The sequence below is a fragment of the Pseudonocardia endophytica genome, assembly GCF_004339565.1.
Taxonomy (GTDB): domain Bacteria; phylum Actinomycetota; class Actinomycetes; order Mycobacteriales; family Pseudonocardiaceae; genus Pseudonocardia; species Pseudonocardia endophytica.
Genome location: NZ_SMFZ01000001.1, coordinates 1,512,992 through 1,536,496 on the forward strand (window position 1 = coordinate 1,512,992; position 23,505 = coordinate 1,536,496).

Annotated in this window: 18 protein-coding genes and 1 pseudogene; 4 read left to right on the forward strand and 15 right to left on the reverse strand. The window is 73.4% G+C overall.

Annotation, left to right across the window (positions count from 1 at the left end):
- Window positions 1-41: 41 nt before the first annotated feature.
- From EV378_RS37015 to EV378_RS06755, 6 genes and pseudogenes are all read right to left on the reverse strand, one after another.
- Window positions 42-1,183: pseudogene (locus tag EV378_RS37015) on the reverse strand (FAD-dependent monooxygenase); the annotation flags it as partial.
- Window positions 1,184-1,294: 111 nt separating this feature from the next.
- A complete protein-coding gene (locus EV378_RS06735) occupies window positions 1,295-1,753 on the reverse strand; it encodes a nuclear transport factor 2 family protein (protein WP_132421849.1) in 459 nt (152 codons plus the stop codon).
- Between the two features lie 107 nt (window positions 1,754-1,860).
- Entirely contained in the window at window positions 1,861-2,430 is a 570-nt protein-coding gene (locus tag EV378_RS06740; protein WP_341540411.1) for a TetR/AcrR family transcriptional regulator, read from the reverse strand.
- A gap of 159 nt (window positions 2,431-2,589) precedes the next feature.
- Window positions 2,590-2,955 (reverse strand): cupin domain-containing protein, encoded by a 366-nt coding sequence (locus EV378_RS36700; protein ID WP_165922169.1) that lies wholly within the window; start codon window positions 2,953-2,955, stop codon window positions 2,590-2,592.
- A complete protein-coding gene (locus EV378_RS06750; RefSeq protein ID WP_132421853.1) occupies window positions 2,952-3,860 on the reverse strand; it encodes an allantoinase PuuE in 909 nt (302 codons plus the stop codon). The genes EV378_RS36700 and EV378_RS06750 overlap by 4 nt, the downstream gene beginning before the upstream one ends.
- An 85-nt stretch (window positions 3,861-3,945) precedes the next feature.
- Entirely contained in the window at window positions 3,946-5,424 is a 1,479-nt protein-coding gene (locus tag EV378_RS06755; protein ID WP_165922170.1) for an MFS transporter, read from the reverse strand.
- 321 nt (window positions 5,425-5,745) lie between these two features.
- Here EV378_RS06755 and EV378_RS06760 point away from each other — a divergent pair, with 321 nt between their 5' ends.
- On the forward strand, window positions 5,746-6,399 hold the full coding sequence (locus EV378_RS06760; protein WP_132421857.1) for a GntR family transcriptional regulator: 654 nt from the start codon (window positions 5,746-5,748) through the stop codon (window positions 6,397-6,399).
- 414 nt (window positions 6,400-6,813) lie between these two features.
- Window positions 6,814-7,788, forward strand: a complete 975-nt coding sequence (locus EV378_RS06765) for an ArsR/SmtB family transcription factor (protein WP_132421859.1) — start codon at window positions 6,814-6,816, stop codon at window positions 7,786-7,788.
- A 108-nt stretch (window positions 7,789-7,896) separates the two neighbouring features.
- Here the strand turns inward: EV378_RS06765 and EV378_RS06770 are convergent, their stop codons facing one another.
- The 3 genes from EV378_RS06770 to EV378_RS06780 form a co-directional block, all read right to left on the reverse strand.
- Window positions 7,897-9,228: a DHA2 family efflux MFS transporter permease subunit gene (locus EV378_RS06770; RefSeq protein ID WP_207908734.1), complete on the reverse strand. Its 1,332-nt coding sequence runs from the start codon at window positions 9,226-9,228 to the stop codon at window positions 7,897-7,899.
- 160 nt (window positions 9,229-9,388) lie between these two features.
- Window positions 9,389-10,384 carry an ABC transporter substrate-binding protein gene (locus tag EV378_RS06775; RefSeq protein ID WP_132421861.1) on the reverse strand — a complete coding sequence of 332 codons (996 nt, stop codon included), beginning with the start codon at window positions 10,382-10,384 and terminating at the stop codon, window positions 9,389-9,391.
- Between the two features lie 126 nt (window positions 10,385-10,510).
- The gene (locus EV378_RS06780) at window positions 10,511-11,203 is read right to left on the reverse strand and encodes a TetR/AcrR family transcriptional regulator (protein WP_243653321.1); all 693 of its coding nucleotides are present in this window, start codon (window positions 11,201-11,203) and stop codon (window positions 10,511-10,513) included.
- Window positions 11,204-11,276: 73 nt separating this feature from the next.
- Here EV378_RS06780 and EV378_RS06785 point away from each other — a divergent pair, with 73 nt between their 5' ends.
- A complete protein-coding gene (locus tag EV378_RS06785; RefSeq protein ID WP_132421863.1) occupies window positions 11,277-12,395 on the forward strand; it encodes an FAD-dependent oxidoreductase in 1,119 nt (372 codons plus the stop codon).
- Here EV378_RS06785 and EV378_RS06790 read toward each other — a convergent pair.
- Together EV378_RS06790 and EV378_RS06795 are read right to left on the reverse strand one after the other, a co-directional pair.
- Entirely contained in the window at window positions 12,379-13,551 is a 1,173-nt protein-coding gene (locus EV378_RS06790; RefSeq protein ID WP_243653322.1) for a low temperature requirement protein A, read from the reverse strand. The two genes, EV378_RS06785 and EV378_RS06790, sit on opposite strands and share 17 nt — an antisense overlap.
- 46 nt (window positions 13,552-13,597) lie before the next feature.
- A complete protein-coding gene (locus EV378_RS06795; protein ID WP_132421865.1) occupies window positions 13,598-14,455 on the reverse strand; it encodes an SMP-30/gluconolactonase/LRE family protein in 858 nt (285 codons plus the stop codon).
- Between the two features lie 124 nt (window positions 14,456-14,579).
- Between EV378_RS06795 and EV378_RS06800 the strand changes: the two genes are divergently transcribed.
- Window positions 14,580-18,008: an ATP-binding cassette domain-containing protein gene (locus EV378_RS06800; RefSeq protein ID WP_207908587.1), complete on the forward strand. Its 3,429-nt coding sequence runs from the start codon at window positions 14,580-14,582 to the stop codon at window positions 18,006-18,008.
- A gap of 759 nt (window positions 18,009-18,767) precedes the next feature.
- Here EV378_RS06800 and EV378_RS06810 read toward each other — a convergent pair.
- The 4 genes from EV378_RS06810 to EV378_RS06825 all read right to left on the reverse strand — a co-directional run bounded on the left by EV378_RS06810 (window position 18,768) and on the right by EV378_RS06825 (window position 23,505).
- Entirely contained in the window at window positions 18,768-19,532 is a 765-nt protein-coding gene (locus tag EV378_RS06810; protein WP_132421871.1) for a crotonase/enoyl-CoA hydratase family protein, read from the reverse strand.
- 35 nt (window positions 19,533-19,567) lie between these two features.
- On the reverse strand, window positions 19,568-19,981 hold the full coding sequence (locus EV378_RS06815; protein WP_132421873.1) for a VOC family protein: 414 nt from the start codon (window positions 19,979-19,981) through the stop codon (window positions 19,568-19,570).
- A 61-nt stretch (window positions 19,982-20,042) separates the two neighbouring features.
- Window positions 20,043-21,557, reverse strand: a complete 1,515-nt coding sequence (locus EV378_RS06820; protein ID WP_132421875.1) for an ATP-binding cassette domain-containing protein — start codon at window positions 21,555-21,557, stop codon at window positions 20,043-20,045.
- 199 nt (window positions 21,558-21,756) lie between these two features.
- Window positions 21,757-23,505 (reverse strand): ATP-binding cassette domain-containing protein, encoded by a 1,749-nt coding sequence (locus tag EV378_RS06825; protein WP_165922171.1) that lies wholly within the window; start codon window positions 23,503-23,505, stop codon window positions 21,757-21,759.

Below are 23,505 nucleotides of genomic sequence, written 5' to 3' on the forward strand. Positions count from 1 at the left end.
GGTCGGCGCTCCCGCTCGTATCCATCGAGCAGCCGTGGGGTTCCGCGGACGGCTCCGGCGAGCCGCCACGCCAGACACACCGCGTCCTGGAGACCGACGTTGAGTCCGGGGGCACCGACCGCGTTGTGCACGTGGGCCGCATCGCCGGCGAGCAGGATCCGGCCTCGCCGGTAGGTCTCGGCGATCCGGGTGTTGCGGCCCCGCCGCCGGCGCAGCTGGTGCGGTCCCGGGCCGGCTGGCGCGGACATCGGGATCCGGGAGCCGAGCACCCGCTCGATGGCGGCAGCGACCTCGGGGACCGTTGCCGGGCCCTCGTCGCTGTCGTCCCCGTTCCCGTCGTGCTCCCACTCCAACGCACTGACCAGCAGCGTCCCGGAGGCTCTGGGAAGCATCGACCAGGCTCCGCGCGGGGTCCGGTTCCACCGGTAGAGCCCCAGGGCGCCGACACCGGGCAACTCGAGTTCGGCCCGCTCGGGCACGAGTGTCGCGGCCGGGATGGTCACCTCCGCCGAGCGGGACACCACGGTGCTGTCGGTGATGCCGGGGAAGCCGATTCCGGCCAGATCGCGTACACGGCTGTGCGCTCCGTTGCAGCCGACGATGTAGGCGGCGTCGATCTCTGCCGGCCCGGCGCCGTCGAGCACCCGTGCCGTCACCCGGTCCGGCCCCTCGGCGATGCCGACGAGCTCGGTGGACCGGCGGAGATCCACCCCCATCTCGTCGGCCCGGGCGGCGAGTGCGCTCTCGAGCTCCTGCTGCGAGGTGGAGACGCCGTGGAGCGGGCTCTCGGGGGCCGTCGTCAGGTCGAGCCCGATTCCTCCGAACTGGAACGCCTGCCCCACCGGTGGGGCGCCGGGATGGCCGAGGCGAGCCAGGATGCCGCGCTGGTGGAGCAGCCGTGCGGCTTGCCCGACCACGGCGTTCGCCTTCGGCCCCGGCTCGGTTCGGGCAGGCTCTCGATCACGACCACCGCGACGCCCGCCCTGGCCAGGTCACCGGCGAGTGCCAGCCCGGTCGGGCCGGCGCCGACGACGACCACATCGGACGACTCCCTCCGACCGTGCTGCATCCCGGTGCCGGGCGCCTGCTGCCCGGCGTGTGTGCGTGGCCGTCCGTGGTCACTGTTCGGCAAACGGATCAATCCTCGACAGCGAGTGATGTCTGCGGCCGGGCGGTCACGCATACCGCCAGGCAGCGATGGCCAGGTGGAGCCTGCGACCGACGTGGTCGACGAGTGCGGGCACGCGTCACGTCGTTCCGCCGCCGTCACCCACGGCGGACGGCGCGGTACCGGTCACCGCAACGGGATGTCGACGCCCCGTTCCGACTCCGGCCGAGCCCCGAAGATCCGGCGCTCGGACTCCTCGATCGCCAGGTCGTTGATGCTCGCCTCGCGGCGGACCATCAGGCCGTGCTCGTCGAACTCCCAGTTCTCGTTGCCGTAGCTGCGCCACCACCGACCCTGCGCGTCGCGGGACTCGTACTGGAACCGCACCGCGATGCGGTTGCCCGCGAACGTCCACAGGGACTTGCGCAGGGCGTAGTCGAGCTCGCGCTCCCACTTGCGGGTCAGGAACTCGACGATGGCCTCCCGCCCGGTGACGAACTGGTCGCGGTTGCGCCAGACCGAGTCCTCGCTGTAGGCGAGCGAGACCCGTTCCGGGTCCCGGGTGTTCCAGGCGTCCTCGGCGGCCTGGACCTTCTGCAGGGCCGTCTCGAGCGTGAACGGGGGCAGTGGCGGCCGGTCGGCCATGGTGACCTCCTGTAGGAGAATGATCGTTCTCCACAGCTTAGGAGAACGATCGTTCTCACCGCAAGTGGCAGGTGGGAGTGGTGGCCGGGGGCCAGGACGTGGCGGGCTCAGCCGCCGGAGGCCGCGCGCACGAGATCCTCCGCGGCCTCGCGCGCCCGCACGGCGACATCGCCCGGCCCGAAGATCCCCGCGGTCACCATCGCGCCCTCGGCCAGCAACAGGAGCCGCCCGGCGAGCGCGGGCGGCAGCCCGGCGTCGGCCACCAGCCGGTCCAGGTACCCGGCGAACGCCTCCTTGTGCGCGCGCACCTGGCGGGCGGCGGGCTCGGAGACCGCACCCAGCTCGCCGTAGCCGTTGATCCAGGCACAACCACGGAACCCGGGTTCGTGGAACCACGAGTCCAGCCAGTCGAACACCGCGAGCAGCCGACGTCGCCGATCCGGCTCCCGCTCCACGGCGGCAGCCAGCCGTCCACGCCACCGCCGATCACGACGCTCGAGGTACGCCTCGACCAGCTGTTCCTTGCCCGGGTAGAGGGAGTACACGCGCTTGATCGACAGTCCGGAACGGCCCCTGACCTCGTCCATGCCCACCGACTGGATGCCGCGGCCGTAGAACAGCTCCTCCGCGGCGTCGAGCAACCGCGTGCGCGCATCCTCGACGTCCACCCCCGCCACCACGACCTCCTCCCGGAAAACGACCGTTCTCCACGGTACCCCCCGGCCGACGATCGCCGATCCCCGTTCCGAGACCGGCGCGGCCGAGGTCGGTGCCGCCGCCCACGCTCGCCCGAACCGGAGCACCGAGCCCGGCCACCGGCAGGCCCGACGCCCCGGTCAGCCGGCCGGGCGGGACTCGCTGACCGGCCGCGCGGGGTGGGGGAAGGAGAAGACCGACACCAGGTCCCCGGTCCCGGTGTTGGCCAACGAGTGCCACTCACCGGCCGGGATGAAGATCGCGTCCCCCTGGCGGAACGGGAGCGACTCCCCCCGCTTGCGCAGCTCGCCGCTCCCGGCCGCGACGTACATCACCTCGCCGGTGACGTGCACCGTCTCCCGCTCCGCCACGACCCCTTCGGGGACCGTCGCCACTCCCAGACAGTTCTGGATCTCCGGGACGTTCGCCGACGACAACAGCAGGCCGCTGCCGTCGGGGCCGCCCCGGTGCCGGACGAACCCGTCGATCCGGACATCGTCACTCACACCGCACCGTCCTTGCGCAGGGTGTGCCACCACTCGGCGATCTGCGCCCGCGTCGTGATCCACACGTCCGGGAACGAGCAGGCGTAGGCGAGGAACTCGTCGAGGCCGCCGATCCGGCCGGGTCGACCGATGATCCGGCAGTGCAGCCCGACCGACATCATCCGCGGCCGGTGCTGGGCCTCGGCGCGCAGCACGTCGAGCGACTGGCGGGCATAGGTGAGGAACTCGTCGCCGGTGACCATGCTGCCCATCCACCACTGCATGTCGTTGACGTCGGCGGTGTAGGGGATCACCAGGTGGTCGGTACCGTGGACGTCGACGAAATAGGGCAGGTCGTCGTTGTAGGCGTCCGAGTCGTAGCTGAACCCGCCCTCCTCGACGACGAGGTCACGGGTGTGCACGCTGGGGCCGTAGCGGCAGTACCAGCCGAGCGGACGCGAACCGCTGACCCGCTCGATGATCTCGACGGCCTCCCGGATGTGGGCCCGCTCCTCGTCCCGGGAGAGATGGAAGACCTCCTCCCAACGCAGCCCGTGGCTGCAGATCTCGTGACCCTGCTCGACGGCCGCCCGTGCCACGTCGGGGTGGATCTCCAGGGCCTTCGCGGCCGCGTAGAACGTCGAGGGCACCGAGTGCTTGCGCAGCACGTCCAGGATGCGCCAGACACCGACCCGCGAGCCGTACTCGTACATCGACTCCATGGCGAGGTCGCGGGTGCCGTCGGGCACCGGGGAGCGGCCCCACTCGGTCAGCATCTCCTGGGTGGTGTCCCCGCTCGGGTACGCGCGCTCGGCACCCTCCTCGTAGTTGACGACGATCGAGAGGGCGAGCCGCCTGCCCTCCGGCCAGGACACGTCCGGATAGTCGTCGGAGTATCCGATGAAGTCCCTGTCGCGTGCGGTCATCTCGTCCTCTCGCTCGGCGGCCCCGGGGTCGACAGTCGAGCCCGGATCCCGACGTCGTCGGTGTGGTGATGCGGATCGGCGCCGCTCAGGCCGCGGCGGGGGCGTCGCCGTGCAGCCGTTCCAGCGAGACGCCGCGGGTCTCGGTCGCTCGCGTCATCAGCAGCGCCATGACCACGTACATGACCGCGAGGAGGGCGAACGCGGGCACGACCCCTGCCCACTCGAAGACGACGGTGACGAGCACCGGTATCACCGCGCCGCCGAGGAAACCGATGTTCACGATCAGCGACGTACCGAACGCGCGGACGTGCGTCGGATACAGCTCGGGCGCCCACAGCCAGAGCGTGGTGTTGACCATGAGACAGAACACCTGGAACACGAACCCGATGAGCAGGATGGTCAGGTCCGAGTAGGCAAGCAGGGCGAACGCGACGACGGACACGGCACCGGCAACCGTTCCGACCGCGACCACGAACCGACGCGCCACCGCGTAGCTCGCGAACGTCGCGACACACGCACCGATCAGGGCGCCGAGGTTCTGCACCATCGTCAGCGCCAGGCTGCCCGCGACCGAGTAGCCGCGTTGCACCAGCAGGATCGGCATGATGATGATGACGCTGAACTGCACGCCCCAGGCCAGGAACGCCGCCAGGGACATGACCACGGTACGGCCGCGCAGCGCACGGCCGACCACGCTCGCCAGCTCCTGTCGGGTGCTCCCGGCGGCCTGCGCGCTCTCCGAGGCCGCGGCGGTGCGTTCGTCGACGTAGGTGGTCACCTCGTCGTCCGGGCGCAGGCGCAGCCGTCCCCGTGCCAGCCGGGTCAACGCCACGTTCGCCCCGTCGAGGTCACCCGTCTTGAGCAGATGCGCCGGGGTCTCCGGCAGGTACCGGCGGAAGAACACGATCAAGACGACCGGGATGCCGAGCAGGCCGAACGCCCAGCGCCAGGCGTCCGGTCCGGCGCCGACCGCGGTCGCCACCGGTCCCAGCACCAGCAAGGTGTAGGCGAAGACCAGGAAGGTGCCCACGCCGGCCGAGACGGTGTTGAACAGCGAGACGAACACGCCGCGCACCTTCGTCGGGGACAGCTCGGAGAGGTAGGTCAACCCGATGGCGATCTCCCCGCCGACCCCGAGCCCGGTGACGACCCGGCTGAAGGCGAGCACCTCGTAGCTCGGCGAGAACGCGGAGATCACGGTGCCGGCACAGTAGATCGCCAGGCTCACCGAGAGCACCGCCCGCCGTCCGAAGCGGTCCCCGAGGATCCCCCCGACGATCCCTCCCGCGACCACGGCCAGCAGCGTGACGCTGGACAGGACGCTGACCAGCGCGGAGTCGATCCCGAACGCCTCCTGGAGGGCAGGCCCCAGCGAGGAGAGGATCAACTGCTCGAAGACCTCGAAGAGACCGCCCAGCACCACGAGCACCAGGGCGACGTAGTGGGTCCGGGTCACGCCGATCCGATCGACGATCTCGCCGAGGGACTCGGCGCCGCGAACCGGTCCGACACCCGACGGCGGGGCCGCGGACTCGCGCCCGGCGGGGGGCTGATTGCTCGTCACGGTGGTCCTCCCGTTGTGGGAACGGCGCCGTACAGGGCGTCCGACACGTCGCATACATATTTGTATGCAGTACTGTTCCCAGCGGACAGTAGAACTGGGGCCGACCCTCGGCAAGACTCAGCGGTTACGATCCTGTGACGCCCGATGACGACGACGCGGCGTCACCTCACCCGGGCCGGACCACGACCGGCGGACGAGGTGACCGCTGCCGTGCCGACATCGACGCGGACGGCGGACGCGGCGAGAGCCACGACCGCATCCCGAGCGGTATACGGTTCGCTCCGGGAGTACGGCGACGTGACGATGGGACGTTGAGGAGTCATGGCGGCTGGGGCCAACGAGGCGCGGAGCCGGATGGTGGTGGACGCGGTCGCTCGACAGATCTCGGACTTCGAGCTCGAGCCCGGCGAGCGGCTGACCGAGGAGGGTCTGGCCAAGCGGTACGAGGTCAGCCGCACCCCGGTGCGCGAGGCTCTGACGTCGCTGCAGGAGATGGGCCTGGTCGAGCGGCTACCGGCGGGCGGCTACGCGGTGCGCGTGGTCCGGCTCGAGACGGTCGCCGACCTCATGGTGATCTGGGCGACGCTCGAGGAGCTGGTCATCCGGCTGGTCGCCCGCAACGCCGACCGAGCCTCCCTGGAGCGCCTGCTCGCGCAGGCACGCGACGAGACCAGCGGGGACCCGATGGTCGAGGAGCAGATCCACTCCGAGCTGGCCCGGCTGTCCGGCAACCAGGAGCTGGTCAGGCTGCTGGGCACCATCTACTCGCGCACCGGGCCCTACCGGCGGCTCGACGGCCTGAACCGCCGGGACGAGATCCACACCGACCACGTGCGCATCCTCGAGCTGCTCGTCGACGATCATGCCGAGGACGCCAGAGAGCTCATGCGCGAGCACGTCGAGCGCAGCCACCGGTTCGTCGAGATGCTCCTGCGCGGCGGTGTCCGCTCGGTGTCGTTCGACGCGTCGGCCTGACCACCGGGAGACGCGGTCTGCCCGGCGGATCGCTCGTCGTCGACGGACGGTCGAGCGACGACGGCCTGCCGGAAGCTCGCCACCAGCTCTGAGAGGTGCTGAGCGGTTCACCGCGGCTGCGTGTTCCGGCCCGCCGCCGAGCCATCTCCTCGAAGGCGGCCACCCAGCACGGCGGCACCGTCCGGCGTCGTGACGAGGCAGGTGATTCCGCGACGAGGTCGGGCTGCCCACCACACCCGTAGAGGGAGCGTCCGTAACCGGTACCCGTGGGCCGGTCGCGGGCGGGCCGCTCCGGCGAGCTCGACGCGGCGTGCGTCTACCCGGGCGCGGAGGAAGTCATCGAGCACGACGACGACCATCGGAGACCCGGCGTCCGTCCGAACACCATGTAGCTGTGCGCTACATACTCGGGTAGTGGCAACCGAGCTCGACCTGGACGTGACGGAGCTGGCGAGGACCAGGTTCGGGGTGTCGCCGCTGTCGGAGACGGTGGCCGCGCTCCAGCTGCTCGGCGGACGGGCACGGCCGGAGGCCAGTCTGCGCTGGGTTCGTTGGGCCGTCGACGAACTCGCCCGCCAGCCACTCGATCTCCACCGCACGTGGCCGCTGATCGTGAATGACCGGTCGAGCTGGCCCCAGTTCCTCGTTCCTGCACCACACGACGCGGCGACCACACTCGATGAGGACCTCGCCACGGTTCGGCGGACCACGGCCGATCAGGTTCGCGCCAGCCTGTGCCGGGTGTTCGGCGACGACCTCCCCGACAGTGCCGCGCAGCTTGCCGCGCGTCCGGCCGAGGGTCTGCACGCGATCGCAGCGGAGCTACGGAGGGCACACGACCGGCTCGTCGCTCCGCACTGGTCTCGGATCCGGGCTGTTCTCGACGCCGACGTCGCCTACCGGGCCAGGCAGTTGGCCAGCGGCGGACTGGAACGGTTGCTCGCGGATCTCCATCCCGAGCTGGGGTTCGCTGACGGCCGCCTCGTACTCAGGACGGCCAGCCGTGACCGCGAGGTGAACCGCGTCCCGGGCGGCCTGGTTCTGATGCCGGTCGTTCTCGGCTCCCAGCACGTCCTGATCAAGGGGAACAGCACGACCCGCACGACCGTTCGCTACCCCGCTCGCGGCGTCGGAGCACTCTGGACCGCCGGGACCCGGCCAGCACCGGGCCGCGTCGTCCGGCTGCTCGGGCGGCCCCGGGCCGAGCTGCTCGAGGCGCTGCAGACGCCGGCGACAACCGCAGATCTCGCTGCGGCCTTCGGTGTCTCGGCGAGCGCTGTCTCTCAACATCTGCGCGTCTTGCGGGAGAACGGACTCGTCGCCAGCGAACGGACCGGACGCGCCGTCCTGCATCTCACCACCGCGCGCGGACAGGATCTCCTCCTGTAGGTGTCCGATCTCGGCTGGGTCAGCACAGGATGGGCGGCGCACCCCGATCGACCACGGCGCGGCGCCGGCGGCCCGGACGCCAGCCGTGTGCAGCGACGGTCGAGCGACTCAGTCGTCGCGGCGCACGCCGGGGAGTCGTGTCGCCCCGACGAGCGCGATCAGGCAGAACCCGAGCACCCACCAGAACGTCTGGCCGAACGCGAGCGCGGTTCCCCCGGGACCGAGGTCGGTCAGACGGGACTGCAGGATCACCGCCACCAGCGCCGTGCCCACCGAGCCACCGAGCGTGCTGAGCAGGTTCAGCGCGCTCGCGGCGCGCGGGATCGTCTCCCGGGCCATGGTCCGGTAGACCAGGGCCATCACGGGTGCCCCGATCAGCGCGCCGCCCGCACCGCGCACCAGGAGCGACGCCGCCACCGTCCCGTCCGGCGGGTCGAGCGCGAGCTGGGTGAACACCACCGTGCCGGCGGCCACCAGGCCGATCCCGGACAGCACCAGCGTGCGCGGTGCGACGCGGTCCACCAGGCGGCTGACCAGCACCGAGGCGAGCGCCGCGCCGACGCCCTGCGGGGCCAGGAGGAGGCCGGTCTCCCACGCGGTCAGGCCACGTCCGGTCTGCAGGTAGAGCGGGAGCAGGAACGTCGCCCCGAACAACGACAGCCCGAGGATCACCAGTGCCAGCGCGGCCGGGCCGAACGGCGTCGTGGTGAACAGCCGTGGGTCGATCAGCGGTGTCCCCCGCATCCGCAGCCCGTGCGCGACGAACAGCACCAGCATCACCGCGCCCGCCACCATGATCGGCGCTCCGGGCAGCACCCCGCCGGTCCGCGAGATCTCGGTCAGGCCGAGCACGAGCACCGCCAGACCGGGTGGGAGCAGCAGCGCACCGCGGACGTCGAACGGCGTACCTGCGCCCACCGCCTCGCCGCGCGGGACCACCCACCACGCCAGCACGGCCGCGGCCAGCCCGATCGGCAGGTTCACGTAGAACAGCCACGGCCAGTCCGCCACCCCGAGGATCGCGCCGCCGACGAGCGGACCGAGCACCGGGGAGAGCAGCGGCACCATGCCCACGATGCTGATCACCCGTCCGATCCGCTTCGGGCCGGCCAGCCGGGCCAGCACCGCCTGCCCGGTCGGCGGGAGCAGGCCCCCGGCCAGTCCCTGCAGCACCCGGAACGCGACCAGCGACGGCAGCGACCACGCCAGCCCGCACAGCGCCGACGCGGCCACGAAGCACAGCACCGCACCGACCCAGGTCCGACGCCCGCCGAAGCGGTCCACCAGCCAGCCGGACGCCGGGACGGCCGCGACCACCGCCAGCAGGTAGGCGGTGCCGACCCACTGCACCTCGACCGGGGTCGCGTCGAACTCGACGGCCAGCGTGCTGATCCCGACGGCGACGATCGTCGCGTCCAGTGTGGCCATGAACGTGCCCATGACGAGCACGAACGCGGCTCGGATCAGCGGGCCGTCGATCCGTTCCGGTGGAGCCGCGGCCGACCCGTCACCGGGAGCCGTCACGATCCGTCCGCCGCCCCGTGAGCGTGCCCGTCGCCGAGAAGGGCGGCGGCGGGGTCGCCCGTCGCGCCGGCCCGGCTCATCCGGCCTTCCGGAACGTCGTCTGCAGGCGGTCGAGGGTGTCCAGCGCGCCGTCGTAGTCGGGTCGGTAGCTGGTGGCCGGCAGCTCCCACACCCGGTTCGCGCGGAACGAGGGCAGGGCGGCGTAGATCGGGTTCTTCGCCAGGTCGGCGAGCGGCGGGCCGCCGAGGTCGACCACGATCGCGTTCGGCGAGTCGGCGGTCCGCCCGAGCAGCTCCGGGCTGATCTGCAACGAGTCGCCGGTGCTGGCCAGGCGGGCTCCGGGCGCCTTGGCGACCACGTCGGAGGGCTGCAGCCCGACGCCGCGGCCGAGCGCGGGCAGCGCCGCCTTCGCCGGGACCAGGTAGACCCGGTCGCCGGGCAGCGAGGCGATGTAGACGACCTCGCCCTGCGGCGGGGTGATCGCGCCCTGCACCTCGGTGACCCGGTCCTGGTAGCGCTGCTGCAGCTCCGCGACCCGGTCGCTGCGGTTCACCGCGTCCGCGACGGCCGCGAGCTGGTCCTGCCAGGCGATGACGGTGCGTGGGACCAGCACCGTCGGGGCGATCGCGGCGAGCTTGTCGTAGGACTCGGACGCCTGGACCGCGGTGATGCCCTGCCCGCCGCCGACGATGAGGTCCGGCCTGGCGGCGGCGACCGCCTCGACGCTCAGCTGCTCACCGGACGGGAGCGGCGTAGTGCCCACCTCACGGGCCGCGTCCGCCCAGGAGGGCGGGAAGCCGCCGTCGAAGTTGGTGACTCCGAGTACCCGGGTGTCGGACGCGACCACCGGGACGTCGAGCGTGTAGAAGTACCCGGCCAGACCCCCGGACAGCACGACGACCCGCTGCGGGTCCGACGGGACCTCCACCGGTCCACGCTCGGTCTGCACCGTGCGCGTGCCCTGGTCCTGCGCGCCCGGGCCCGACGCCTGGCCGCCGCATCCCGCGACCAGCACGGTCACCATCGCGAACACGGCCGCCGTCCACCGCATCCGCCTCCCCCCGACAGTCATCTCCCTGGCTCCTCTGCTCCCGAGGCCGCCCCGCCCTGCGGCCATCCGGACCAAAGTAGAAAGTTAGGCTGCCTTTATCAATGGGTCACCTCATGTGACGGCGGCGACCTCCTCGTCCGGATCGTGCTATTCGCCGGACAGGTGCACGGTCGTGATGCCGGCCAGCACCAGGTCGACGCCGGCGAGGAACTGCTCGCGGTCGTCGTGGTCGCGCATCTGGCCGGCCACGGCACTGGCGAACGGGAAGTCGTCGGCGTCGAGCGCCTCCCACTCCGCCGAGACCGAGTCCAGGAACGCGGACCGGTCGATGCCCGGGTCCGCGGCACCCGCGTTCGCGACGTTCTGGCCCGCGGCGCCGAGGACGTAGTGCACCAGCGCCGACGACGCCGTGAACCAACCACGCTCCGGGACTCCGAGCGCACGAACCCGGCGGCCGACGGCGTCGAAGATCCGCGGTGCGACCGTCCCACGCGGGTTGCGGGCGAGCTCGGTCGAGAGCTGCGTGGCGAGCCAGGGATGGTCGTCGATCGCCTCGAACAGCCCGAGCGCGACGGCGCGGATCTCCTCCTCCGGTGAGCCGCCGACCTCACGCGCCAGTGCGGCCACGAGGACGGACTCGGTCGCAGCAGTGAGCAGCTCCTCCTTGTTCGCCACGTGCCAGTAGATCGCCCCCGCACCCGTCGCGAGCCGCTGCGTCAGCACCCGGAACGTCAGGCCGCTCTCCCCCTGCGCGTCGAGAAGCTCGACGGCGGCCGCGATGATCCGCTCGCGGGTCAGCGAGTCCGTGCGCCGCGAGCGACTCGCCCGTGTGGTTGCCACGACACCATCTTGACAGCTCTGGAACGCCGTTCCAAGCTCTCGTTGGAACAACATTCCAGACAAGGAGCGCGCCATGCACGTCACGATCGTCGGCGCCGGGCTCGGCGGTCTCGTCCTCGCCCGCGTCCTGCACGTCCACGGGGTGCCGGTCACGGTCCACGAGGCGGAGGCCTCGCCGTCGGCCCGCACCCAGGGCGGGATGCTCGACATCCACGAGCACAACGGCCAGGTCGCGCTGCGCGCCGCCGGCCTGTTCGACGAGTTCCGCGCCCTCGTGCTCGAGGGCCACGAGGCGTCGCGGGTCCTCGCGCCGGACGGGACCGTCCTCCTCGACGAGCCCGACGACGGCACCGGCGGCCGTCCCGAGGTGCAGCGCGGCGAGCTGCGGCGGATGCTGCTCGACGCGCTCCCGGACGGCACCGTCCACTGGGGACACAGGGTCACCGGCGTCCGCGCGCTCGGCGAGGGCCGCCACGAGCTGACGTTCGCCGACGGAACGACGGAGACGACCGAGCTGCTGGTCGGCGCGGACGGCGCGTGGTCGCGGATCCGCCCACTGCTCTCCGACGCGACGCCGGAGTACACCGGCACCTCGTTCGTCGAGACCTACCTGTTCGACGGCGACACCCGGCACCCGCGGACCGCAGAGGCCGTCGGGGCCGGCGCGATGCTCGCGAACACGCCGGGCAAGGGCATCCAGGCCCACCGCGAGAGCGACGGGCGTCTGCACACCTACGTCGCGCTCTCGCGCCCGCAGGACTGGTTCGCGGCCGTCGACTTCACCGATCCGGCAGGCGCGGCCGAGCGGATCGCGCAGGAGTTCGAGGGCTGGGCGCCGGAGCTCACCGCGCTGATCACCGAGGGCGACACCGATCCGGTGCTGCGCCCGCTCAACGCGCTGCCCGTCGGGCACCGGTGGGACCGGGTGCCGGGCGTGACGCTGCTCGGCGACGCCGCACATCTGTCGGTGCCGAACGGCGAGGGCGCCAACCTCGCGATGTTCGACGGGGCCGAGCTCGCCGTCGCGATCGCGGCGCACCCCGGGGACGTCGAGGCCGCGCTGAGGGCCTACGAGGGCGCGCTGTTCCCGCGCAGCGCCGACGAGGCCGCCGAAGCCGTCCGCGATTTCGACCTCTGCTTCGGCGCGAACGCCCCGGACAGCCTGATCGCCCTGCTCACCGGGCAGGCGTGACGGGCGGCCGCACCACCAGCACGGCCACGACCAGCGCCATGATCACCGCGGTGATCGTGAACGGGATCGGGATCACCGGGTCCAGCAGGACGAGCAGCGCGCCGACCGGGACCACGACGTTGACCACCCGGTCGGCGTTGTCGCGGATCGCGATCCACCAGATCCCGAGCACGAACATCGCGATCGGGACGGTCACGGTGAACGACGCCGCGACATCGGAGAGCTTGCTCTGCCCGGTCAGCACGTCGATCTCGACCTCGATGCCGGCCGAGAACGCACCGGCCGCGGCGAAGATGAAGTAGTGCGCGTAGCCGTAGCGCAGCGACCGGCCGAGCGACGTGATCGCCTCGTGGTGCGGGGGCCAGAAGTAGATCCACCACAGTGCCGCGGTGACCACCAGCGCGAGCACCGAGATCGAGATCAGCGGGGCCAGCGCCTCGGCGTCGTGCAGCGACTCGATGACCGCGTTCGCCGAGGCGAGCAGGCTCTCGCCGAGCAGGATCAGCGTGAACAGCCCGTACCGCTCGGTGATGTGGTGCGGGTGCCAGGGCGTCGTCCCGGTCCGCTCGGCCAGCACCGGGACCGAGATCTCGGCCAGGATCAGCACGACGATCGCGACGCCCTGCACGGGGCCGGACAGCAACAGGACCAGCAGCCACAGCACCTGGACGCCCGCGATGCCGCCGGCGTAGATGTTCGTCGCCCGCCGGATCGCCCCGGCCCCGCGGGACGCCCGCAGCCACTGCGCGATCATCGCCACGCGCATCACCACGTAGGCCAGCACGAGCACCGTGTAGCTGTGCTCCTCGAACGCCGGTCCGACGCCGGCGGCCAGCACCAGCACGCCCGCCATCTGCACGATCGTCAGCAGACGGTAGAGCCAGTCGTCGCAGTCGAAGGACGTGGCGAACCAGGTGAAGTTCATCCACGCCCACCAGATGCCGAAGAACACCAGCGCGTAGGACAGCAGCCCGTCGACGACATGGTTCTCGGTCAGCGCGTGGTGCAGCTCGACGGCCGAGATGCTCACCGCCACGACGAACACGAGGTCGAAGAACAGCTCCAACGTGCTCGCCGTGCGTCCCGGCTCGTGCGGGTCGCGCGGGCGCATGGGGATCAGTCGCGAGCGGGTCCCCGGGTCGCTGTCGTGCGTCACGAAACGGCACCCTAACGGCGGACACCGACAATCTCCGACGGGGAGATCAGCGGGGTGTCGGCACCTCGGTCACCAGTATCCGCGCCGAGCGGCGCGCCTGGACCTCGTGCAGCCGGTCGACGCCCTCGAACTCGTTGCACAGCAGGAACAGGTGTCTGCCCTCCGGCCCGCCGAGCACGCAGGCGAAACACGGAAGATCGGTCTCGACGCGATGGGTGATCTCGCCGCCGTCGAGCACGCGCACGCACGCACCGGCCGGGTCGGACGGGTTCCCGGAGTGCGCGGCGACGTCCGCGGCCTGCGACCAGATCGCGGACTCGGAGTCCACGCAGATCCCGTCCGGGCCGAGACCCTCTGCCCACACGCGGCGGCCGGAGAGCGATCCGTCGTCCGCGACGTCGAACGCGCTGAGTCTCCCGGCGAAGGACTCCGCGATCACGAGCGTGGAGCCGTCCGGCGTCACGACCATCCCGTTCGGGAAGTCGATGTCGCCCGCCACCCGCCGGTGGCTGCCGTCGTCGGCGACGAGCTCGATCCAGCCGGGTTCCGGAGCCCCGCCGCCCGCGAAGTCGAAGTCGGCGCCGTCGACGTAGACGTGCCCGGCCGCGTCGACGACGATCTCGTTGCCGCCGCGCTCGCAGTGCCGCACCAGCGTGCCGTCGGGCTCATGGCGGGTGGTCTGCGGGCCGGTCGTGAGCAGCCGCCCGTCGGGCAGCCAGTCGATCGCCCATCCCATCTGCTGCGGTCCCGGCGCCATCACCTCGGCCCGGCCGTCCATGTCGACGGCGACGACCTCACCGGCGCCCCAGTGCGCGAACCACAACCTGCCGTCGTGCCAGCGGGGTGACTCGACCATGACCATCCCGGTCAGCAACGTCCGGGGCTCGGGAAGGCGCTCGACCACGGTTCCGGAGGGTAGCGAGGTCCGAAAACCGGGCGCGCCGGACCGGTTCGCCCGGTTAGCGTCGACGGCTCATCCCCCGCCGGAAACCCGTCCGGCGACGTGTGCGCGAGACCGGAGGTGCGACGTGCGTGGGCAGGCGCTGACCTGGCGGCGGCTGGCCGGCGTACCCGTCACCGTCGCCGTCCTGCTCGCGTCGGTCGCGGCTGCGGCCGAGACCGCGGCGGCGACCGTCGCCGGGCAGGTCGCGGCCGGGCCGACCGTCGCGCTGGTGGCCGCGCTCGCCGTGCTGCTGGTCGGGTCAGCGGGGCTCGACATGGGCGGGCGCGTGCTGTTCTCCGGCGTCGTCGGGCGGGCCGAGGGGCGGCTGCGCGCCGACCTGCTCACCTCCGCGACGGCGCAGCCGATCACCGTGCTGGAGGACCAGGCCGTCGGCGAGCTGATCGACCGCGTCGACGACGACACCCGCCAGCTGGCCCACCTGTTCCGCCGCGCCGGCTGGGAGACCGGGCGGGCGGTGCTGCGCTCGGTGCTCGGCTGGCTCGTCGCCGGGTTCGTGTGGTGGCCGGCGTGGGTCGCGTTCCCGGTGGTGGCGGCGCTCGTCGTGCTGGTCGCGAAGCCGCTGACCGCACGGATCGCGCGGTGCAAGACCGAGGAGGAGGCTGCCTGGTCGGACCACTCGGCGCAGCTGGAGGAGGCGATCGCCGGGCAGGACGACGTCCGCACGGCGCTCGGCCAGGCGCACGTCGTGCGCGCCTACGCGGAGCGTGCGCACGCCGTGCTCGAGCGGGTCCGCCGCACGTGCCGCGCGTCGACGAAGGTCGGTCTGCGCACCGGATTCCTCGTGCACGCGCTGCTCGCCGGGGTCGCGCTGGCCGGCGTCGCGGCGGTGTCCGGTGGCGGAGCCGGGGTCGCGCAGCTCGTCACGCTGTGGCTGCTCGTGACGGCGTTCGTCGGGCAGGTGGACCAGATCGTCGACCGCATGCCGGAGATCCAGGCCGGGCTCGGCGCGCTGGCCCGGGTCGGTTCGCTGCTGTCCGCGGAGCGGGAGCCGTCCGGCGGCGGTTCCGTTCCGCAGGGACCGGCGTCCGTGCGCTTCGACGGGCTGACGGCAGGCTACCCCGGCGGCTTCCACCTGGCCGGGATCGACCTGACCGTCGAGGCCGGGACGACGTGCGCGCTCGTCGGGCGCACCGGGTCGGGCAAGTCGACCGTCGTGCGGGTGCTCTCCCGCGCCGTCGAACCCCCTGCGGGACAGGTGTTCGTCGGCGGCCGGGACGTCACGACCGTCGCGATCGACGATCTGCGACGCGCGGTCGGCGTCGTCACCCAGCGGACCGAGATCCTGTCCGCGACGCTGGCCGAGAACATCACGCTGTTCGCCGACGTCCGGCGGTCCGATGTGGAGACAGCGGTGCGGGCGCTCGGGCTCGACGAGTGGGTCGACGGGCTGCCGGACGGCCTGGACACCCGGCTCGGCGTGGGCGGTCTGACGCTGTCCGCGGGCGAGGAGCAGCTCGTCGCGTTCGCGCGTCTGCTGGTCCGCGACGTCGCCGTCGTGGTGCTGGACGAGGCGACCGCGCGGATGGACCCACAGACCGAGGAGCGGGTGACGCGCGCCGCGTCGGCGCTGCTCGCGGGCCGGACCGGCATCCTCGTCGCGCACCGGCTCTCGACCGTGCGCCGGGCGGACACGGTCGCCGTGCTCGACGGCGGCCGGGTCGTGCAGGAGGGACCCCGCGCGTCCCTGGCGGCGCGGCCGGGCCGGTTCGCCGACCTGCTGGCCGCGGCGGGCGAGAGCCCCGACACGGAGACCGCGCCCGCCCCGCTGCGCCGGGCCGCACGGCGCCCGGTCGTGCCGCCGGTCGCCGCGCCGTCGCCTCCGCTGTGGCGGGCGGTCGTGCGGCTGCTCGCCGCGCACCCGAACTGGGGTCTGTTCGGCGGGTTCATGTTCACGCTCGCGACGGTCGGTGGTGCGACGGGCGCGGTGACCGGCTGGCTGTGGGGTCGGGTCGTCGGGGCGCTGGAAGCAGGGGCCCAGCCGTGGAACGCCGCACTGCTGCTCACCGGAGTGCTGCTGCTGTTCCCGGTGTGGATCGCGTTCGCGTTCCGGACGTACCCGCTGTGGTGGTCGGCGCTCGCGCTGCGGATGCGGCTGTCCGTCCTGCGAGGACAGACGATGCAGCACCGGCTGGTCAGGACGCCGCCCGGCGAGGTGGTCGCCCGCGCGCTGGACTCGGACCGGCTCGTGCTCTACGCGGACCGCTGGGTCGACGTCGCCAACGGCGTGATCGTGGTCGGCGTGACCTGGCTGGTGTCGGGGGACGTGCGGGCCGCGGCCGTGATCGGCGTGGCGCTCGTGCTGTGCGCGGTGACGTCGGCGATCGGTGCGCCGTTCGCCGGCCGTGCCGGCCGGGCCGCTGCCGACGCGCGCGCCCGGTTCGGGACGGCGCTCGGCTCGGCCCTGGAGGCGGTGCGGACGGTGAAGCTGGCCGCGGCCGTCGGACCGGTGCGCGCACACCTGGCCGACGTCGACCGGCACCGGGTCCGCGCGGCGATCCGCGAGCAGTCGGTGCGGGCCGTGCTCGACGGCGTGCCCGGCATCGTCGTGCAGTCGGCGGTGGTGCTGTCGTGGTCGCTGCACCTGAACGGGACGTGGGACCTGCCGACGGCGCTGCTGGTCACGACGGCGCTGTCCGGATCGGTGTTCCTGGGCCAGGTGTTCGGCTCGGCGGTCACCGAGGCGCCGATCGCGCGCCGGTGGCTGACCACGGTCTCCGCGCTGGCCGGCACGTCCCGGCTGGCGGCGCTGCCGTCCGGTGTGGACCTGGTGACGGGCGCCGCGCCGGAGCCGGACGTCCCGCCGCGCGAGCCGTTGCGACGGCTCTCGCTGGAGAAGGTGACGGCGGTGCATGACGACGGCACGGTCGGCGTCGAGGCCGTCGACCTGGACGTCGACGCGGGCGCGCTCGTCCTGCTGACCGGCCAGGTCGGGTCCGGGAAGTCGAGCCTGCTCGCGGGCCTGGCCGGGCTCGTCGGGCACGAGGGCACGGTGCGGTGGAACGGCCGCGCCGTGGACGACCCGGAGTCGTTCCTGCGGCCCGGTCAGGTCGCCTACGTCGCGCAGCTGCCGCGGGTGCTGTCCGGCTCGTTCGCGGACAACATCACGCTCGGGCACCGGAGGGCGGTCGGTGACGCCGTCGCCGACGCGCGGCTGGGACCGGACGTGGACGCCGCGGGCGGGACCGGCGCCGTCGTCGGGCACCGGGGGATCCGGCTGTCCGGCGGGCAGGTGCAACGCCTGGCCATGGCCCGTGCGCTCGCCACCGGGGCGGAGCTGATCGTCGCCGACGACGTGTCGTCCGCCCTGGACGTGCGCACCGAGATCGAGCTGTGGTCGGCGCTGCGGGAACGCGGCACGACGGTCGTCGGTGCCAGCTCGAAGCGGGCCGCGCTGGACCGCGCGGACCGCGTCGTCGTGCTGGAGGACGGGCGCGTCGCCGACCAGGGTCCGTGGCGGGAACTGTCCGCCCGCTGGGGGCACCTGGCGGGCTGACCACACGCCGTCGAACCCGCGGCAGTCGCCCCGCGATCCGCACGACGGTCCGGGAGACGCACGCCGATCCGGGGAACGCACGCCGATCCGGGGAACGCACGCCGATCCGGGGAACGCACGCCGATCCGGGGAACGCACGCCAACCCGAGGGAACGCACGCCAACCCGAGGGAACGCACGCCAACCCGAGGGAACGCACGCCGATCCGGAGAACGCGCGGTGATCCAGGGAACGCACGGCAATCCGGAGAACGCACACGTCCGGGCGCGCGCGTTCCCCAGGGAGGCGCGCGTCTGCCGGATCACCGCGCGTTCGACGGCCCTGCGGCCCACCCGCGCACGAGGCGCGTCTCCCGAACCGCACCTCCACCGGGAGCCGTGACTCGGGCGAACGCACGCGGACCGGGAGAACGTGCGCATCCGGCTGCATGCGTTGACCGGATCACAGCGCGTCCCGCGGATCACAGCGCGTTCGATGGCGTCGACCCGCCGCCATCCGCGGCGTCCCGCGGGTCGGCGCGTCATGCTCGACGGACACCCGCCCCTCCGAACGAACGGCACCTTCGAGCAGTGGCATTGCTCGAAGGTGCCGTTCGTTCGGGACGGGGGTGGGCGGGACGGGGTGCGGTGGACGGGGCGAGGCGCGGCGGGGCCGGGCGCGGTGGGGCGGGGTCCGGTAGGGCGGGGTCCGGTGGGGCCGGGCGCGGTGGGGCCGGGCGCGGTGGGGCCGGGCGCGGTGGGGTGCGGTGGGTGGGCGCGGGTCAGGTGCCGGTCCAGACCGGGGCGCGCTTCTCGGCGAACGCGGTCGCGCCCTCCCGGGCGTCCTGGGAGGCGAACACGACGGCGTTGATCTCGTTCTGCTTCGCCCAGCGCTCCTCGTGCGACCAGTCGTCGGCCGACGTGGCGATCCGCTTCGTCGCGGCGACGGCCAGCGGCCCGTTGGCGGCGATCGTCGCGGCGAGTGCGATGGCCGCGTCGGCCGCGCCGCCGTCGTCGACGAGGCGGTTGACCAGACCGTGCGCGTGCGCCGTCGCGGCGTCGATCGGCTCGCCGGTCAGCAGCATCTCGAGAGCGACGGCACGCGGCACGCGCTGCGACAGCATCAGCGCCCCACCCGCAGCGGCGACGAGCGCGCGCTTCACCTCGGGCACGCCGAACCGGGCGCCGTGACCGGCGACGACGAGGTCACAGGCCAGCACGAGCTCGAAGCCACCCGCCAGCGCCCAGCCCTCGACGGCCGCGATCAGCGGCTTGACCGGCGGCGTCTCCGTGATCCCGCAGAGGCCGCGGCCCTCGATCGCCGGCCGCTCGCCGCGCAGGAACGCCTTCAGGTCCATCCCGGCGGAGAACGTGCCGCCCGCGCCGGTCAGCACGCCGGCGCGCAGATCGCCGTCGGACTCCAGCTCGTCGACGGCGTGCGCGATCCCGCGGGCCGTGGCCTCGTCGAGCGCGTTCTTCGCCGCGGGGCGGTTGATGGTGATCACCTGGACGGCGCCGCGGCGCTCGACGAGGACCTCGTCCGACATGCCCGCACTATGGCACGGCGCCGAGGTACCCGCGGTCAGGCCTGTCCGATGTTGACCAGCCAGGAGACGCCGAAGCGGTCGTTGCAGGAGCCGAACTCGTCGCCCCACATCTGCTTGTCCAGCGGGCAGGTGATCTCCGCGCCCGTCGAGATCTTCTCCCAGTAGCCGCGCAGCTCGGCCGCGTCGTCGGCGCCGCCGGACAGCGAGACGGAGAACGACGTGCCCCACGGCGCGGACTGCCCGGGTGGCGGGTCGCCCGCCATCAGCGTGTACCCGGCCGGGGTCTCCAACTGGCCGTGCATGATCTTCGACGCGCGCTCCGGGTCCTGCTCGCCCATGTCGCCGAACGTCATCAGCACGAGCTCGCCGCCGAAGACATCCTGGTAGAACTCCATCGCCTCGCGGGCGTTGCCGTCGAAGCCGAGGTACGGGTTGAGACGCGAGGCCATGGGGCTCCTCCTCGGGGAGAGAGTGTTCTCACCGGGGTCCTCCGGTCCGGCACGGCCCGCGTTACAGCGTCAGGTGCCGCACTCCGGCCGGTAGATCGGCCGGGACGTGGTGCGAGACGACGACGACCGTGCGCCCCGGTGGACGGAGCGTGAACAGCGTGTGCAGCAGGCGGTCCGCGTCGGCCGGCGCGAGTCCCTCGGCCGGCTCGTCGAAGAGCTGAACGGGGTGGTCGGCGAGCAGCGTGCGGGCGACGAGCAGCCGCCGTCGCTGCCCGCCGGACAGGTTCTCGGCACCTTCCGCGAGTGCGCCGTCCAGACCTCCGTCGACGACGTCCGGGGTCAGGTCGGCAGCGGCGAGTGCGGCCCGGAGCGCGTCGTCGGACCGTCCGGGTCGGGCGATCAGGAGCGCGTCGCGCAGCGTGGAGCGCGGGAGGTGCGCGTCCTGCCAGAGCCCGCCGACCCGCTCGCGCACGGCGCCGGGGTCCAGCGTGCGTACGTCGACACCGTCCAGTGTGTACTCCCCGACGGGTTCCCGTACCCGCCACAGCGCGGCCAGCAGCGTGGACTTGCCGGACCCGCTCGGCCCGGACAGCAGGACGCGGGAGCCGGGCGGCAGGTCCAGGTCGAGCGCAGGGTCGCGCAGTCGCAGGTGGGGCGTGCCGCCACCCGGGACACCGTCACCGTGCGCGGGCACCGGCCCCGTGCCGATCGAGTCGAGACGACGGCGGGCCGCGCGGGCCACAGCCAGGCGCGGTGCGGCGACGAGCAGCGCGAACGCCTCCGCGAGCACCGCGGACACCACCACCGGGACGACGGCGGCCCACGCCGGTCCGAGGTGCGCCGCCCCGGCGACGGAACCCGCGAGCGCCGCCGCGACGGTCAGCCCGGCCACGCCGCGCAGCACGCCCTGCTCGCGGGCGGCGGTCCGCTCCGCTGCTCCGACCCGCGCCGCGCACGCCCCGGCCGCCCGCTCGGCACGGTCGAGTGCTCCGAACACGGCGAGGTCGGTGCCGGCCCGGGTGATCTCCAGCGCCGCCGCGGACAGTTCCTCGCGCCCGACCGCGATCCCTTCGGCCCGCGCACCCGCCCGGCGCACGGCGACCGGCACGAGCGCGACGACGGCGACCACTCCCGCCGTGATCGCCACCGCGGCGGCCGGGGCACCCGCTACCAGCGCGAGCAGGACCGCGGCGGTCCCGGTCAGCCCCACGGCGACCGCCGGCAGCACCCCGCGCACGACGAGGTCACCGACCGCGTCCACATCGGACACGAGGCGGTGCACCCAGCGTCCGCGGGCGATCGTCGTGCTCCGCGGCACCAGATCTGCGACGACGCGGGCCCGCCGGTCCGCGAGACCGGCCAGGACGGCGTCGTGCCCGGCGAGGCGTTCGACGTAGCGCAGCAACCCGGCGGAGACGGCCAGCGCCCGCACGGCGACGATCGCCCCGGACAGTGCCGCGATGCCCGGTCGCCCGCCTGCCGTGACGACGAGCCACACCGCCGTCGCGACCAGGGCGACCGACGCGAGCGACGCCGCCGACGCCGCCGCACCCGCCAGCACGAGCCGGCGCGTCATGACGGCCGCTCCGTCCGCGTCCCGATACCGCGACTTCGCTGACCTGCGCCGACGCTGAGTTCGCGATCCACCGCGCGGTCGTGCGCCCGCCCCGCGGTGGTGCGCCGCAGGTCGCCGTCCGGCGCCGCAGGCGCTCCCGCCCGAACGGATGTGGCATTCGTTCCGATCATGCGAACGGATGTCACGTTCGCCCGCGGCGTCACGACGCGACCGCCAGCGACGTGAGGTGGACGACCCGGTCGGCGCGGGCGGCGACGGCGGCGCGGTGCGTCGCGACCAGCATCGTCACGCCGGGCGGGCGGCGGTCCAGCACGCGGGCCTCGCTGCCCGCGTCGACGTGCGCGGTCGGCTCGTCGCAGAGCAGTAGCCCGGACGGGCGTAGCAGCGCGCGGGCCATGCCGAGGCGGTGCCGCTCGCCGGTCGAGAACAGCAGGGGTGCGTACAGGCCGCCGGGTGCGGCGGCGACGACGTGGTCGACGTCGGCGGCGGCCAGTGCCGCCCACAGCCGGTCGTCGGACGCGGCCGGGTCGGCGAGCCGCAACGCCTCGGCGACGGTCGTGCCGGTGAGCTGCGGAGACTGTGGCGCCCAGCCCAGGTGGGCACGCCAGCGGTCACCGGAGAGGTCGCCAACCGGCGCGCCGTCGATCAGGATCTCGCCCGCCTCCGGCTCGAGGAGTCCGGCCAGTACGGCGAGCACGGTGGACTTGCCGCACCCGCTCGGCCCGAGCAGGGCGGTGCAGGTGCCGGGCTCGAGGCGCAGGTCGAACCCGTCGAGCACCGGACGTCCGGGCTCCCAACCGGCGCGGATCCGGACGAGCTCGACGACGGCACCGGACGGATCCGGCGGCGAGGCGGCACCGACACCGGCACCGACACCGGCAGCGGCACCGGCACCGGCACCGGCCGGATCATGCGATGCGGCGCCGATCGGGCCCGGCGGAGCCGTGCCTCCCGGGACGGGCGCAGGCCCGCCACCCCGGTTCCGCCCGACGACGGCGACCGGGTCCGGGCGAACGCCGCCGACGTCGGACTCTCCGACCTCGAGCCGGTCCAGCACGGCCAGCCCGTCGGCCGTCTCGTGCGCGGACGCACCGGCCGCACGCAACGCCGCGAACGCCTCCGGCACCAGCAGCAGCACGATCACGCCCGCGACCAGGGGCATCGTCCCGTCGAGCAGTCGCAGCCCGATCGGGACGGCGACGACGGCGATCGACAACGACGCCAGCAGCTCCAGGACGAGCGCGGAGAGGAACGCCGTACGCAGCACGCGCATCGTCGCCCGCCGGTAGGCGTGGCTCCAGTGCCGCACGACACCGGCCTGATCGTCGGCCACTCCGAGCACGCGCAGTCCGGGCAGCGCGCGCAGCACGTCGGCGAAGACACCGCCGAGACGGCCGAGCTCCCCGAGACGCTCACGCGTCCGCTCCCCCGTGTTCCGCCCGACGAGCGCCATGAACACCGGCACGAGCACGAGGCCGACGAGCACGACGAGCGCGGAGCGCGGGTCGGCGACCGCGACCCGGCCCAGCACGAGCAGCGGCAGCACCACGCCGGTGACCATCCGCGGGAGCGCGACGGCGACGGCGTCGGACAGCCCGTCGACTCCGGCGCCGAGCAACGCCGCGTCGCTGCCCGCAGCGCGATCCGGATCCCCCGGCCGCGCAGCACGCCGGGTCTGGACCCGCAGGAGGTTCGCGCGGGCCTCGGTCGCGACGGCCGCCGCGGCGGACCCGGCGACACCGTCCCGAGTGGCACCGGCCAACCCGCGGACGGCGACGAGCGCGGCCAGCACGACGAGCGCGGCCGGCGTCGGCTCGAGAACGGCCCTCGCGAGCGCCTCGGCGGCGGCCACCGACGCGACGGCGGTGAGGACGGTGACGGCGACGAGCAGGCGGAGGCGTCCGCGGGAGCCCGGGAGGGGCCCGGCCGCGGAGAGCAGAGCGCGCAC

What these genes read in the sequence shown, in the direction of transcription:
- EV378_RS06735 (WP_132421849.1), bottom strand. Translation starts at nt 1,753, where the DNA reads ATGGCCGACCGGCCGCCACTGCCCCCGTTCACGCTCGAGACGGCCCTG.
- EV378_RS06750 (WP_132421853.1), bottom strand. Translation starts at nt 3,860, where the DNA reads ATGACCGCACGCGACAGGGACTTCATCGGATACTCCGACGACTATCCG.
- EV378_RS06760 (WP_132421857.1), top strand. Translation starts at nt 5,746, where the DNA reads ATGGCGGCTGGGGCCAACGAGGCGCGGAGCCGGATGGTGGTGGACGCG.
- EV378_RS06770 (WP_207908734.1), bottom strand. Translation starts at nt 9,228, where the DNA reads ATGGGCACGTTCATGGCCACACTGGACGCGACGATCGTCGCCGTCGGG.
- EV378_RS06775 (WP_132421861.1), bottom strand. Translation starts at nt 10,384, where the DNA reads ATGACTGTCGGGGGGAGGCGGATGCGGTGGACGGCGGCCGTGTTCGCG.
- EV378_RS06785 (WP_132421863.1), top strand. Translation starts at nt 11,277, where the DNA reads ATGCACGTCACGATCGTCGGCGCCGGGCTCGGCGGTCTCGTCCTCGCC.
- EV378_RS06810 (WP_132421871.1), bottom strand. Translation starts at nt 19,532, where the DNA reads ATGTCGGACGAGGTCCTCGTCGAGCGCCGCGGCGCCGTCCAGGTGATC.
- EV378_RS06815 (WP_132421873.1), bottom strand. Translation starts at nt 19,981, where the DNA reads ATGGCCTCGCGTCTCAACCCGTACCTCGGCTTCGACGGCAACGCCCGC.
- EV378_RS06820 (WP_132421875.1), bottom strand. Translation starts at nt 21,557, where the DNA reads ATGACGCGCCGGCTCGTGCTGGCGGGTGCGGCGGCGTCGGCGGCGTCG.